The organism is Arthrobacter saudimassiliensis (assembly GCF_059090665.1).
In genome coordinates, this window is the sequence record NZ_JBNHFX010000001.1 from 841,711 (window position 1) to 854,993 (window position 13,283).

Genomic DNA, 13,283 nt, shown 5'->3' on the forward strand with positions numbered 1-13,283 from the left:
AGCCACCCTAGAACCGACATGGTTCCCCGCGGCCACCTGTTAACGCATTGCGGCGCCGGGCCTGTCCCGACGCCGGAGGCCGGCGCTATGCTTCTCCCTCGGCGGCGCGGACGGACCCGTGGCCCGGCCGGATCTGGAGGATGCGTGGACGACCTGCACTATGCCGAGCCCCGCCTGGTGGCCCTGTACGACGAACAGAATGCCGGTTCCCGGGACACGGACTTCTATGCGAATTTGATCGGGACCGGCCCGCTGCGGGTGCTGGACGTCGGCTGCGGCACCGGGTCCTTCGCCGTCCGGCTCGCTGCGGCGGGGCACACGGTGACCGGCGTCGATCCGGCGCCGGGCATGCTGGCGGCGGCCCGCGCCCGTCCCGGTGCGGGTGCGGTGCGCTGGGTGGACGGCACGGCCGACGGTGCACCGGCCGGGCCCTACGACGTCGCGGTGATGACCGGCCACGCGTTCCAGTGCCTGCCGTCCGAGGACGACATCCGGGGGACCCTGGCGGCCGTGCGCAGCCGGCTGGCGCCCGGCGGCAGGTTCCTGTTCGAATCCCGCAACCCCGCCGCCCAGGCCTGGCTGGGCTGGGATTCGGCGGAGGACGGGCCTGAGCTGTCGGACACCGCGGCCGGACGCATTGCCAGCGAATGGTCGCTGCTTGATGTGGCTGATGCGGAGCACGACGCCGTCCTGGTCACCTTCGAGGAACGCACCCGGTTCCTGGCCGACGACGCGGCCTTCGCCAGCCGCAGCACCCTGCGGTTCACGTCCGCGGCCCGGCTGGCGGTACTGCTGGCGGACGCCGGCTTTGTCCGCGTCGACTGGTTCGGGGACTGGGACGGCGGACCGCTGGACCCCGGCGCCAGCCGGGAAATCATCGTGGCGGCCTCGGTCCCGGCCTGAACGGACCCGGCTTGGGTGCGCCTGTTCAGGCGCCCACGTAGTCGGCCAGGTGCTGTCCGGTCAGCGTGGACCGGTCTGCGACCAGCTGTGCGGGCGTGCCCTCGAAGACCACGCGGCCGCCGTCATGCCCCGCACCGGGGCCGAGGTCGATGATCCAGTCGGCGTGGGCCATCACCGCCTGGTGGTGCTCAATCACGATCACGGTGCGTCCCGAGTCCACCAGCCGGTCCAGCAGGGCCAGCAGCTGCTCGACGTCGGCCAGATGCAGCCCGGTCGTGGGCTCGTCCAGGACGTAGATGTCGCCCTTTTCGGCCATCTGCGCGGCCAGCTTCAGCCGCTGCCGCTCGCCGCCGGAGAGCGTGGTCAGCGGCTGCCCGAGGTGCAGGTAGCCGAGCCCGACGTCGGCGAGCCGGTCGAGCACCTTCCGCGCCGCGGGCGTGCGCGCGTCCCCGGCGCCGAAGAACTCCCGGGCCTCGGTGACCGGCATGGCCAGCACCTCGGCGATGTTGCGCCCGCCCAGGGTGAACTCCAGCACGGCCGGCTGGAAGCGCCGGCCCTGGCAGTCCTCGCAGGTCGATTCGACCGTGGCCATGACGCCCAGGTCGGTGTAGATGACTCCGGCGCCGTTGCAGGCCGGGCAGGCGCCCTCCGAGTTGGAGCTGAACAGGGCCGGCTTAACGCCGTTGGCCTTGGCGAAGGCCTTGCGGATCGGCTCCAGCAGGCCGGTGTAGGTGGCGGGGTTGGACCGCCGGGACCCCTTGATGGGCCCCTGGTCCACCAGGACCACGCCGTCGCGTTTCGCCACGGAGCCGTTGATCAGCGAGCTCTTGCCCGATCCGGCCACACCGGTGAGGACGCAGAACACTCCCAGCGGAATGTCGACGTCGATGTCCTTGAGGTTGTGGGCCGAGGCGCCGCGGACCTCGAGCGCACCGGTCGCGGACCGGACCGTGTCCTTGAGCGTGGCCCGGTCATCCAGGTGCCGCCCGGTGAGGGTGCCGCTGCGGCGCAGGCCCTCGACGGTGCCTTCGAAGCAGACCGTGCCGCCGGCGCCGCCGGCGCCCGGGCCGAGGTCCACCACGTGGTCGGCGATCGCGATGGTCTCCGGCTTGTGCTCGACGACGAGCACGGTGTTGCCCTTGTCGCGCAGCTGTTCCAGCAGCCGGTTCATCCGCTGGATGTCGTGCGGGTGCAGGCCGACGGTCGGTTCGTCGAAGACGTAGGTGACGTCGGTCAGCGAGGAGCCCAGGTGCCGGATCATCTTGGTGCGCTGGGCCTCGCCGCCGGAGAGCGTGCCGGCGGGCCGGTCCAGGGACAGGTAGCCGAGGCCGATCTCGGCGAAGGAGTCGAACAGGTGCCGCAGCCCGGCCAGCAGCGGGCCCACCGAGGGCTCGTCCAGGTCCCGAACCCACTGGGCGAGGTCGCTGATCTGCATGGCGCACGCGTCGGCGATGGAGATGCCGCGGATCTTCGAGGAGCGGGCCTCGGGTGAGAGCCGGGTGCCGCCACAGTCCGGGCAGGTGGTGAAGGTGACCGCCCGGTCGACGAAGGCGCGGATGTGCGGCTGCATGGCCTCGCGGTCCTTGGACAGCATGGACTTCTGGATCTTCGGGATCAGGCCCTCATACGTGACGTTGATGCCGTCGGCCTTGACCTTGGTGGGTTCCCGGTAGAGCAGGTCGTGCAGCTCGCGCTTGGTGTAGCGGCCCAGCGGCTTGTCCATGTCGAAGAAGCCGGAGCCGGAGAAGATCCGCCCGTACCAGCCGTCCATGCTGTAGCCGGGCACCAGCAGGGCGCCCCCGCTGAGGGACCTGCCGGCGTCGAACAGGGCGGTGAGGTCGAAGTCGGTGACCGCGCCCATGCCCTCGCACCGGGGGCACATGCCGCCGAGCCGGTTGAACACCGCCTTTTCCGCCTTCGTTTTGCCGCCGCGTTCGACGGTGATGGCCCCGCTGGCCCGCACCGAGGGAACGTTGAAGGAATAGGCGTTGGGCGAACCGATCTGCGGCTGCCCCAGGCGGCTGAACAGGATGCGCAGCATGGCGTTGGCATCCGTGGCGGTGCCCACGGTGGAGCGCGGGTTGGCGCCCATCCGTTCCTGGTCCACCAGGATGGCAGTGGTCAGTCCTTCCAGCCGGTCCACCTCGGGGCGGGCCAGGGCGGGCATGAAGCCCTGCAGGAAGGCGCTGTAGGTCTCATTGATCAGTCGGCGGGATTCGGCGGCGATCGTGTCGAACACCAGCGAGCTCTTTCCGGACCCGGACACGCCGGTGAAGACCGTCAGCGCCCGCTTGGGAATCTCCACGGTGACGTCCTTGAGGTTGTTCACGCGGGCGCCCTGCACCCGGATGACGTCCCGGCCGCGGCCTGCGGCCGGTGCCTGGACCGCAGGCTCCTCCGTTGCCGTGCTGCGCTCCATGGCTTCTCCCCTCTCGGCTGCCGACGGCCGAAATCCTGCCATGGGCAGCAAGCGGGTGTCCATGTCCCTGCGGACAGGTCCTGACCGCTTTAGGGCCCGCGGACGCCGGTCCGCGGGCCCGATGCCCTGTGGGGCTAAGCGTTGGCTGCCTCCATCTTCCGGTTGGAGGATCCGGCAGCGGCGGCGCCGCCGTCGGCCTCCGCCTTCAGCGCCGGCGCCGCGCCGGCGTCGGCGGCCGAACCGGACTGCACCTCGATGCGCCGCGGGCGGGCCTTCTCGCTGACCGGGATCACGACGTTGAGGACGCCGTTGTCATAGTGCGCGGTGATGTTCGCGGTGTCGATTTCCCGGCCCAGGCTGAGCTGGCGCAGGAAGGAGCCTCCCTCCCGTTCCCGGTTCAGCCACTGCACGCCTTCGCCGCCGTGCAGGGTGCGTTCGGCGCGGATGGTCAGCAGCTGGCCGTCGACGTCGATGTCCACGGAGCCGGGGTCCACGCCGGGCAGGTCCACGCTGAGCACGTACCGGTTCTCTTCACGGTAAAGGTCCATGGGCATCCCGCGCAGGGTTTCGCGGCGCATGGCCTGGGCAAAGCGGTCCAGTTCGCGGATGGGATCGAATCGGTCCAAAACAATCAACTCCTTCAACTCGCAGTCGATGAAGCATCGTGCTGATGGGTCTTCGCCGAAGTTGAGTTGGCTTCGCTCAACTTCGTCGGTAGATTAGCACTTGCATCTGGAGAGTGCTAACTCGCCAGTTCCCGTCTTTCATTCGCCCACGCTGTGGAAGGTAGGTCACCGTGTCCGTTCCGATGCCGGCTGCCGGCGGGCAGTCCGCACGCATCCGTTTCGCCGCTGTGCGCGGCTCCCTATCCGTGCTTCGGCGGTTTGCCGGCCCTGCCGGAGTCCGTGCCCTGCGGCAGTGGTGGCACCAGGCCTCCACGGAGGCGCGCGCACGGGCAGCGGCCGGTGCAGCGTCGACGGCCTGGCTCACCGCTGCGGCGCTGGGGCTGTTCTCCGGCGGCGCGTCGTCGCTGCCCCTGGGGCTGGCGCTGATCTACCTCACCGGCATCGCCCTGCTGGTGCTGGTCTGGCTGGCCTTCGGCCGGGTGCGGCAGGCTGCGGAAAGACGCGCCCGCCGCGATGAGGCACAGGCGCTGCGGACCTTCCTGGAAGCGACCTCGGCGGCGCGCGAGGAGTTCCTCTCCGCCCTGGTCCCCGCAGGCGCGACCGGGACGCCCGAGGTGCAGCGGGCGCTGGCGCCGTCCCGGGCGGCATCTGCGGCGGCGCCGCGGACGCAGCTGCTCCCGGTGCCGGCGGCAACGGCACCCGCGGTGACGGCGACGCGCGGCCCGGACACCGGGTCCGGCCCGCGCCCCGGGGCCGTTCTCTCGCCGGTGAAATCAGCGATCCGCAAGAACGCCGTGCGCAAGAGCCGCCCGGCCGGGAGCACCGGGCTCACCCGCGCCGATCTGGACCGGGCGGCCTGACCTGCGGGCCGGCCCCCGCTACCTGCCGCGGCCGGCGATCCGGGCCACGAGCCGCTGCGGGCCGCGGGCGCCGAGGGCGGCCAGCACCTTGTAGCGCCTGGAGGGAATCGAAATCGCCTTGCCGGCGTCGGCGTCGGCGAGCGCTTCGCGGACCACGCGGGGAGCGTCCAGCCACATCCAGTTCGGATACACGGACTTGTCCATCTGCATGCGCTGATGGAACTCGGTGTGCACGAACCCGGGACAGACTGCGGTGACGTTGATGCCGCGGCCCCGGTAGTGGATGTTGGCCCAGCGGCTGAAGCTGATCACCCAGGCCTTGGCGGCGCTGTAGGTGCCGCGCGGCAGGAACCCGGCCACGGAGGCGACATTGAGGATGGTGCCGCCGCCGGCGGCGAGCATGCTGTTGATCGCAGCGTGGGAGAGCTGCAGCGGAGCGGACACCAAGACGTTGAGGTGGTCGACCTCGTCCTGCAGGGGGTTCGCGTGGAAGTCGTTTTTCAGCCCGTAGCCGGCGTTGTTGACCAGGATGCCGATGTCCGGCCGGGCCACGCGGGCGGCGACGGCCGCCACGCCGTCGGCCGTCGCCAGGTCGGCGGCCAGCCATTCCGTGGGCACCTGCCATGTCGCTGCCAGCTCCTCCGCCGTTTCCTTCAGCCGGGCTTCGTTGCGGCCGGTCAGGACCACTGCGTGCCCGCGCTCGGCCAGCTGACGGGCGAACTCACTGCCCAGTCCGGAGGTGGCTCCGGTGACAAGTGCTGTTTTTCTCATGGGTTACACCTTTGCCGGTGCCGGAAGCTTTGGCAACGATCGTTCACGGCGTCCTTGAACCCCGGGCGGGCGGCTCCTAGCGTGTGGATGGTGGACGGGACGCAGCGGTATCGGGACCGGCACGACGCCGGCCGGCAGCTGGCCGCGGCACTGCAGCCCTGGCGGCGAACGCCGGGCCTGCTGGTGCTCGGCCTGCCGCGCGGGGGCGTTCCGGTGGCGGCGGAGGCGGCGTCCGGCCTCGACGCGCCGCTGGACGTGCTCCTGGTCCGCAAGATCGGCCATCCCGCCCAGCCCGAACTCGCCGTGGGAGCACTGGCCGGCGTGGCCGGTGAGCTGGTCCGGGCCGTCAACGACGACGTGTACCGGCGGTGGGAGGCCCGCGACGGCGCTGCCCGCGCCGCGGCGGCGTTCGAAGCCGCAGCCGATGCGGAGGAGCGCGAGCTGCGTCGGCGGCAGGAGCTGTACCGCAGGGGGCGGGGGCCGCTGTCGCTGCAGGACAGGACGGTGCTGCTGGTCGATGACGGCCTGGCCACCGGCGCCAGCATGCGCGCGGCCCTGCTGGCCGCGCGGGCCGCGGGGGCGAAACGGCTGGTCGCCGCCGCTCCTGTAAGCTGCGGCGGCGCGGCGGCCGCCGTCGGCGGGTTGGCCGACGACGTCGTCGTTCCGTACCAGCCGCCGCGCCTTGCGGCGGTGGGAATGGCGTACGGGCAGTTTCCGCAGACCACGGACGCCGAGGTGACCGGGCTGCTCGCCGCCGGCTGAGGCTCCCGCGGGACCGCGATCCGGAAGCCGCAATCCGGGGCCGGGCAGGCCAAACCGGTGCCGACAGATGGCAATAGCCCGCACTGAAATCGACAATTGACCCTATGGAGGAAGCTTCCGGGGCCGCCGGCTCCCCGCAGTGGCGGGGCGCCCGCTACGTTGCCCTCGGCAGCTCCTTCGCCTCCGGCCCCGGCCTCGGGCCGCGTGCCGCGGGCTCCGTGGCCCAGGCCCGGCGGACCACCGGCAACTACCCGCATCTGCTGGCGGAACGGCTCGGGCTGCGCCTGGTGGACGCCACCAGCTCCGGGGCCACGACCGCGCAGGTGCTGTGGGCCCGGCAGTACGGGCAGCCTCCGCAGGCGGACGCGCTGACGTTCGACACCCGGCTGGTGACCGTCACGGTGGGCGGCAACGACATCGGCTACGCGACCGCGCTGATGCTCGCCGGCCTGCCGGCCCGCAGCGTGCCGCTGCTCCGCGCCGCACACCTGGTCCGTGCAGCGGCGGCGCCTGCCGCCGCCCCGCGGAACCTTGCCCTGCTTCCGGCATCCATGCTGCTGGTGGCGCAGCTGCTGCGGCGCCGGGCTCCCCTGGCCAGGATCCTCTTCGTGGAGTACCTGACCGTCGTTCCGCCGGATCCGCGCACCCGGGTGCCGGTGCTGTCCGCCCGGCAGGCGGCCCGGGCACGCCTGCTTGCGGCCGCGCTGAAGCGGGCCACCGAGGAGGCCGCGGCAACCGCGGGATGTGAGCTGGTGGCCGTCGCGGACGCCGGCGCGGAGCACCACGCGTGGTCGGCCGAGCCGTGGACCAGCGCGGCGCTGCGTCCGGACGGCGAGGACGCTCCCCTGCCCTTCCACCCCAATCGTGAGGGCATGGCCGCCGTCGCCGCCCTGGTCGAAGACCATCTGTCCCGGCCCGAGCCGGGACGCCACAGCCAGAGCCCGGCCGCGGCGCGCTAGCGCAGCTGCCGGGCCGCGGCGCCAGGGAAACGGCCGTCCGTTCCCGACAACCGAAAGCGGAGGCAGCCATGTCCTTCTCAAGCAGCACGTTCGATCCACGCGGCACCCTGAACCTGAACGTCGAGGACCTGACCAGCAGCGCCCTCAGGGCCTTCCGGACCGCGCTCGGCGTCACCGGCGCCGTCAGCCTGATTCTGGGACTGGTGGTGCTCTTCTGGCCCGGAGCCACCCTGGACGTCATCGCTGTCCTGTTCGGCCTCTATTTCGTCATCAGCGGCGGAATCCGGATCATCAGCGGCATCATCACCCCGTTCTCCACCGGGCTGCGGGTCCTGAACATCATCGTCGGGGTGCTGCTGGTGATCGTCGGCATCGTGGCCATCCGGAACCCGCTGGCTTCGCTGACGGTCCTGGGCATGGTCGTGGGCATCGCCTGGATCGTGGAGGGGGTCATGGCCCTGACCGAGGTCGAATCCGGCGGCTCCCGCTGGTACGCCATCACCTACGGGGTGATCTCCCTGCTGGCCGGCGTCGTGGTGCTGTTCCTGCCGGTCAGCTCGCTGGCCGCGCTGGTGGTCTTCGGCGGGATTTTCCTGCTGCTGCTCGGAGTGGTCCAGCTGGTGCGCGCCCTGACCTTCGGCCGGGGCGCGGCCCGCCACGCCTGAGCCCGGGACCGGCACCGTTCAGCGGATCCGGCGCCGTCAGCGGATCCGGCGCCGGATCCGGACCGCGGCCAGCAGCGTGAAGGCGACGAGCATGGCGCAGAGGACACCGACCACGAACACCCCGGTGATCTCCCGGCCCCCCACGCTCGCGGTGATCCCGAAGATGCCCTGGATCTCCTCCACCGCCCCGGGCTGGCCGCCCGCCATGGCCTCCAGGGCGTCCCCGGTCATTTCCTGCCGGATCGGCACGGCCGCCTGCATGAAGGGCAGCGCATTGACCACGGTGCGCACCCCGTCGGGAAGGGCTCCCACCGGGATGTAGGCACCGGCCAGGAACCCCAGGATGGTGCCGACGATGGTGGACAGGGCGGAGTACGCGCCCGCCGTGCGGACAAAGGACACCGCGAAGGCGCTGAGCGAGGCGAAGGCCAGGCAGCTCAGCGCCAGGAAACCGTAGATGACGGCGATGCCCGCCGCCGTGTAGCTGATGCCGTCCACGAAGTACAGGTAGGCCAGGGAGACGATCAGCACCACGGTCGTCATGATCAGGGCGATGATCCCGGCGGACACGAGGTAGCCGAGGATGAGCTTTTCGCGGCTGATCGGTGAGACCAGGAAGTCGCGGAACCGGCCCGACTCCGAGTCCTCCACGAAGACGTTCACCGCCCCCAGCCCGGTGGTGATGGCGGTGATCCCGACGATGCCGGAGAACATCCAGCTGTCCACAAATCCCTTCACCTCGTCCTCGGTGGCGCCGGGGAAGGACTGCTGCAGGTCCTCGACCTGCGTACTGCCCAGGAAGAGGGTGTAGAGCAGGAACAGGATGAGCGCCGAAAGCAGCGAGAAGAACACCCCCAGCCGGTCCCGGAAGAACAGCCGCAGGTTCCTGCCCACCAGCGTGCCGACGACGTTCATGCCGCAGTCCCTGCTTCGTTGCGGCCGGAGGGCGTTCCGGAACCCTGCCCGGTGAGGGCCAGGAAGACGTCGTCCATGGTGCCGTGCCGGAATTCGAAGTCCACGACCTTCTCCCCGTGCCGGGCGAGGAGGGCGCGTGCCGTGCCGGCGCCGTCGACCACCAGCCGCACCACGCCGTCGTCGTCCGCGGCCCGGACCTCGGCACCCGCCGCCCGGGCGAGCTCCAGCAGGCCCGGCCGGTCCGTGGTGGCAATGCTGAGCACGGAGGCGCTGTACCGGGCCCGCAGCTGCTCCGGGGTGCCGTCGGCGATGATCCGGCCGCGGTCGATGATGCACACCCGGTCCGCCTCCTCGGTTTCCTCCATGTAGTGGGTGGTGAGGAACACGGTGAGCCCGCTCGCTTCGCGCAGCTGCCGGATGGTCGACCAGACGACGGCGCGGCTGGCCGGATCCAGGCCGGCCGTGGGCTCGTCCAGGAACAGCACCGCGGGCGAGTGCAGCAGGGCGCGGGCGATGTCGACGCGGCGGCGCTGGCCGCCGGAATATGTGCCGTAGCGTCGGTCCAGAAAGTCCGTGAGGCCGATCAGCCGGCTCAGTTCCTCAATCCGCGCCTCGTTCGCCGACGCGTCCGGGGAGTAGAAGCGCGCGCGGGCCCGCAGGTTTTCCCGTCCGGTCAGCAGCGGGTCAAGGAGCGAATCCTGGAACACGACGCCGATCTGCCTCCGGACCTTCGCCGCGGCGGTGCGCACATCGGCTCCGCAGACCGAGGCCTCGCCCTCGTCGAAGCCCAGCACCGTGGTCAGGCAGGAGATGGTGGTGGACTTGCCGGCCCCGTTGGTGCCGAGGAAGGCGAACACACTGCCCGGTTCCACGTCGAAGGACAGCCCGTCCACGGCCGTCGTGGGCCCGTACCTTTTCGTCAGGCCCCGGACGCTGACCGCCGGCTCCGTGGTGTCCATGGTCGCTGCTCCCTGTCGCCCGGCAGGCCGGTCCTTTGCCGGCGTCGTGAGAAGTGTAGCGGGGGGCGCATCCAGCGAGCGCCCAGTGTCCTCCCAGCAGCGGTTAACGCGCTGCTAACACTCCGGATCTGCCGCGTGTAACAAACCGGCAGGAAGCTGGAGGCGTTGCTCGGTCCCGGTCTCAGCTGGTCCCATCCGCCCTTCGCGGCCCCCGCCGCCGCCGTAGCGAAACGGAGCACCCTCCATGGACGCTGGAAACACCGCCTGGCTGCTGGCCGCAGCCGCCCTGGTCTGCCTGATGATTCCGGGCATCGCCTTCTTCTACGGCGGGATGGTCGGATCCCGCCGCACCCTGAACATGATCCTGATGTGCCTGGGCAGCGCCAGCCTGGTGGCCGTGCTCTGGGTGGCCTTCGGTTACTCCGCGGCGTTCGGCGACTCCGTTGCCGGGCTCGGCCTGCTGGGCAGCCCGACCGAGTACGCGGGCCTGGGCCAGCTGCTGGCCGAGGACCCCGACGCCGTGATTCCCGGCGCCCTGTTCGCCGCGTTCCAGCTGATGTTCGCCTGCGTGACCACGGCCCTGGTGGCCGGTGCCGCCGCCGGACGGATGAAGTTCGGCGCCTGGATGGTCTTTGCCGGGCTCTGGGCCTCGCTGGTGTACTTCCCGGTGGCGCACTGGGTGTTCGCGTTCGACAGCGCGGACGGCACCGTGACCGGAGGCTGGATCGCCAACGCCCTGGGGGCCATCGACTTCGCCGGCGGCACCGCGGTGCATATGAACGCCGGAGTCGCGGCCCTGGCCCTGGCCCTGGTGCTCGGCCGCAGCGCGGGATGGCCGCATGCGCACGGCAAGCCGCACAGCCGCCCCCTGGTGGTCCTGGGCGCCGGGCTGCTGTGGATCGGCTGGTACGGGTTCAACGCCGGGTCGGCGCTGAGCGCAGGCCAGGCGGCCGCCGTCGTCTTCCTGAACACCGCCGTCGCCGCCGCCGCCGGGCTGCTCGGCTGGGCGGCCACCGAGCGGCTGCGGCTGGGCCGTTCCTCGGTGATGGGCGCGGCATCGGGCCTGATCGCCGCCCTGGTCGCCATCACCCCCGCCTGCGGGGCGGTGAGCCCGCTCGGTGCGCTGGCCATCGGCGCCCTGGCCGGAATTGTCTGCTCGCTGGCCATTGAGTGGAAGTACCGGCTGGGCTACGACGACTCGCTGGATGTGGTCGGCGTGCACCTGGTCGGCGGCGTGCTGGGCACCCTGCTCATCGGCCTGTTCGCCACCGACGCCGCTCCCAACGGGGTCAGCGGCCTGTTCTACGGCGGCGGCTGGTCGCTGCTGGGCGTCCAGGCGGTGGCCACCGCTGCGGTCCTCGCGTACTCGTTCGTGCTCACGTGGGTGATCGCGAAGGTCCTGAACATGACCATGGGCCTGCGGATTCCGCCCGAGAGCGAGCTGCAGGGCATCGACCTGGCCACGCACGCCGAGTCGGCGTACCTGAACGACGACGAGCCGGTGGAGCTGGGCGCCCCGGCCAAGTAGTCCCCGGCCGGGGCGGCGGCGGGCGGCTTTAGATTCCGTCCATGAGCCCCTGCTCCTGGCCCAGGTAGGTGCGCAGCAGCTCCACGGCATGTTCCGTGTCCGGTTCCTTCGCCAGGGCCCCGAGCATGGACTCCCCCTGCGCCGCCCCGCCGGGGAAGGGCGGCAGCAGCGGGATCTCGGGGTCGGTGAGCACCTCGAGGATGAAGGGCCGGTCGGCGTCGAGCGCGTCGTCCCAGGCGGCGGCGAGGTCGGCGGGATCCTCCACCGTGCGGCCGGCCAGGCCCAGCAGCTCGGCGTAGGCCGCGTAGCGGAAGTCCGGCAGCGCCTGGGATTCGGGATAGCGCGGATCCCCCTCCATCTCCCGCTGCTCCCAGGTCACCTCGGTCAGCTCCCGGTTGTTGAAGACACAGACCACGAACCGCGGATCGGCCCAGTCCGGCCAGAGCCTGCTGAGCGTGATCAGTTCGGTGAGGCCGGCCATCTGCATGGCGCCGTCGCCGGAGAGCGCGACGACGGGGCGGTCCGGGGCGGCCAGCTTGGCCGCGAGACCGTAGGGCACGGAGCAGCCCATGCTGGCCAGCGTGGAGGACAGGTGTGCCGGCACGCCGGCCGGCAGGCGCAGCTGCCGGGCGTACCAGTACACGCAGCTGCCGACGTCGACCGCCACCTGCGCGTTCTGCGGCAGCCGGGCGCCCAGCTCGGCGACCACCTGTTCCGGGTTCACCGGCCGGGCCGGCACCTGGGCGCGTTCGGCGGCGAGGCGGTGCCAGCGCCGCACGGCTTCCTCCACCCGGGCCCGCCAGGCCGAGTCCGGCCGTTCCTGGAGCCGGGGCAGCAGCGCGTCCAGGGCGGCCGCGGCGTCGCCGGGCAGCGCGACCTCCACCGGGTACCGGTTGCCGATCGCCGCCGGGTTCACGTCGATCTGCACGGCCCGGGCCTGGCCGGGCGCCGGATAGAACTCGGTCCACGGGTCGTTGGAGCCGATGATCAGCAGCGCGTCGCAGTTGTCGAGCACCCAGCCGCTGGAGGCGGTGCCGAGGTGGCCCATGGTGCCTGCGGCGAGCGGATGCGACTCATCAATGTACGGCTTGCCCTGCAGGCTGGTGGTGATCCCGGCGCCGATGCGCTCCGCGAGCGCCTGCACCTGTTCCTGCGCGTGCCGGGCCCCCTGGCCCACCAGCAGCGCCGGGCGCTGCGCCTCGTTCAGCAGCGCCGCGGCGGCCGCGACGTCGTCGGCCGCGGGCACCGCGTGCGCCGGCCGCCAGACGGGCGCGGTCGAGAGGATCCCGTGTTCCTGTTCGAGTTCGGGCGCCGGCTCCTTCTGCACATCGTGCGGGAGGATCACGACGGCGGGCGAGCGGGTGGCCAGCGCCGACTTGAAGGCCCGGTCCAGCACCAGCGGCACCTGCTCGGGGCTGTTGATCTGCTGCCGGAAGGAGGAGGCGACGTCGCGGGTCAGGTTCAGCAGGTCGATTTCCTGCATATAGGCGGACCCGAGCACGCTGCGGGACTGCTGCCCGACGATGGCGACCACCGGAACGCCGTCCATCTTCGCGTCGTAGAGCCCGTTGAGCAGATGCACCGCCCCGGGGCCCTGGGTGGAGAGCATCACTCCCACCTCGCCGGTGTACTTGGCATGTCCCACCGCCATGAACGCGGCGTTCTCCTCGTGCCGGGCCTGCACGAAGTCGATCTCCCCGCTGCGCCGCAGCGCCCCGAGGACGGTATTGATGCCGTCACCGCTGTAGCCGAAGATCCGCTGCACGTTCCACGCCCGCAGCCGCTCCACGACGACGTCGGCCACCAGTTTCCCGCTCATGCCACTCCCTCCGCGCCCGCGGTGCGGGCGGTTCATCAGCCTGCTTATGGTTGGGCACCACTATTCCAAACCGGCAGGCGAACCGGAAACCCCGCCC

12 protein-coding genes are annotated in these 13,283 nt (G+C 71.5%); 6 read left to right on the forward strand and 6 right to left on the reverse strand.

The annotated features are described in order from the left end of the window. The first annotated feature begins 144 nt into the window (after positions 1 to 144). Positions 145 to 903 carry a class I SAM-dependent methyltransferase gene (locus tag AC5RV6_RS03895; RefSeq protein WP_494005960.1) on the forward strand — a complete coding sequence of 253 codons (759 nt, stop codon included), beginning with the start codon at positions 145 to 147 and terminating at the stop codon, positions 901 to 903. Positions 904 to 928: 25 nt separating this feature from the next. On the opposite strand, the gene AC5RV6_RS03900 is transcribed toward AC5RV6_RS03895, so the two are convergent. After that, positions 929 to 3,322: an ATP-binding cassette domain-containing protein gene (locus AC5RV6_RS03900; protein WP_494005961.1), complete on the reverse strand. Its 2,394-nt coding sequence runs from the start codon at positions 3,320 to 3,322 to the stop codon at positions 929 to 931. A gap of 134 nt (positions 3,323 to 3,456) precedes the next feature. Beyond that, positions 3,457 to 3,948, reverse strand: a complete 492-nt coding sequence (locus AC5RV6_RS03905; protein WP_494005962.1) for an Hsp20/alpha crystallin family protein — start codon at positions 3,946 to 3,948, stop codon at positions 3,457 to 3,459. 170 nt (positions 3,949 to 4,118) lie between these two features. Here AC5RV6_RS03905 and AC5RV6_RS03910 point away from each other — a divergent pair, with 170 nt between their 5' ends. Next, on the forward strand, positions 4,119 to 4,808 hold the full coding sequence (locus tag AC5RV6_RS03910; RefSeq protein ID WP_494005963.1) for a hypothetical protein: 690 nt from the start codon (positions 4,119 to 4,121) through the stop codon (positions 4,806 to 4,808). 18 nt (positions 4,809 to 4,826) lie between these two features. Here the strand turns inward: AC5RV6_RS03910 and AC5RV6_RS03915 are convergent, their stop codons facing one another. Continuing rightward, on the reverse strand, positions 4,827 to 5,579 hold the full coding sequence (locus AC5RV6_RS03915) for an SDR family NAD(P)-dependent oxidoreductase (protein ID WP_494005964.1): 753 nt from the start codon (positions 5,577 to 5,579) through the stop codon (positions 4,827 to 4,829). Between the two features lie 90 nt (positions 5,580 to 5,669). Between AC5RV6_RS03915 and AC5RV6_RS03920 the strand changes: the two genes are divergently transcribed. From AC5RV6_RS03920 to AC5RV6_RS03930, 3 genes are all read left to right on the forward strand, one after another. Further along, on the forward strand, positions 5,670 to 6,341 hold the full coding sequence (locus AC5RV6_RS03920) for a phosphoribosyltransferase (protein ID WP_494005965.1): 672 nt from the start codon (positions 5,670 to 5,672) through the stop codon (positions 6,339 to 6,341). A 104-nt stretch (positions 6,342 to 6,445) separates the two neighbouring features. Next, positions 6,446 to 7,300, forward strand: a complete 855-nt coding sequence (locus AC5RV6_RS03925; RefSeq protein ID WP_494005966.1) for an SGNH/GDSL hydrolase family protein — start codon at positions 6,446 to 6,448, stop codon at positions 7,298 to 7,300. Positions 7,301 to 7,368: 68 nt separating this feature from the next. Further along, positions 7,369 to 7,965, forward strand: coding sequence for an HdeD family acid-resistance protein (locus AC5RV6_RS03930; protein ID WP_494005967.1), 597 nt, complete (start codon positions 7,369 to 7,371; stop codon positions 7,963 to 7,965). A 36-nt stretch (positions 7,966 to 8,001) separates the two neighbouring features. Here AC5RV6_RS03930 and AC5RV6_RS03935 read toward each other — a convergent pair whose 3' ends face one another. After that, complete coding sequence (locus tag AC5RV6_RS03935; protein ID WP_494005968.1) at positions 8,002 to 8,880, reverse strand: ABC transporter permease; 879 nt, start codon at positions 8,878 to 8,880, stop codon at positions 8,002 to 8,004. Next, positions 8,877 to 9,839: an ABC transporter ATP-binding protein gene (locus AC5RV6_RS03940; RefSeq protein ID WP_494005969.1), complete on the reverse strand. Its 963-nt coding sequence runs from the start codon at positions 9,837 to 9,839 to the stop codon at positions 8,877 to 8,879. The genes AC5RV6_RS03935 and AC5RV6_RS03940 overlap by 4 nt, the downstream gene beginning before the upstream one ends. A 244-nt stretch (positions 9,840 to 10,083) precedes the next feature. Between AC5RV6_RS03940 and AC5RV6_RS03945 the strand changes: the two genes are divergently transcribed. Then, complete coding sequence (locus tag AC5RV6_RS03945) at positions 10,084 to 11,367, forward strand: ammonium transporter (protein ID WP_494005970.1); 1,284 nt, start codon at positions 10,084 to 10,086, stop codon at positions 11,365 to 11,367. Between the two features lie 28 nt (positions 11,368 to 11,395). Here AC5RV6_RS03945 and AC5RV6_RS03950 read toward each other — a convergent pair whose 3' ends face one another. Then, a complete protein-coding gene (locus tag AC5RV6_RS03950) occupies positions 11,396 to 13,186 on the reverse strand; it encodes a thiamine pyrophosphate-requiring protein (protein WP_494005971.1) in 1,791 nt (596 codons plus the stop codon). Between the last annotated feature and the right edge of the window lie 97 nt (positions 13,187 to 13,283).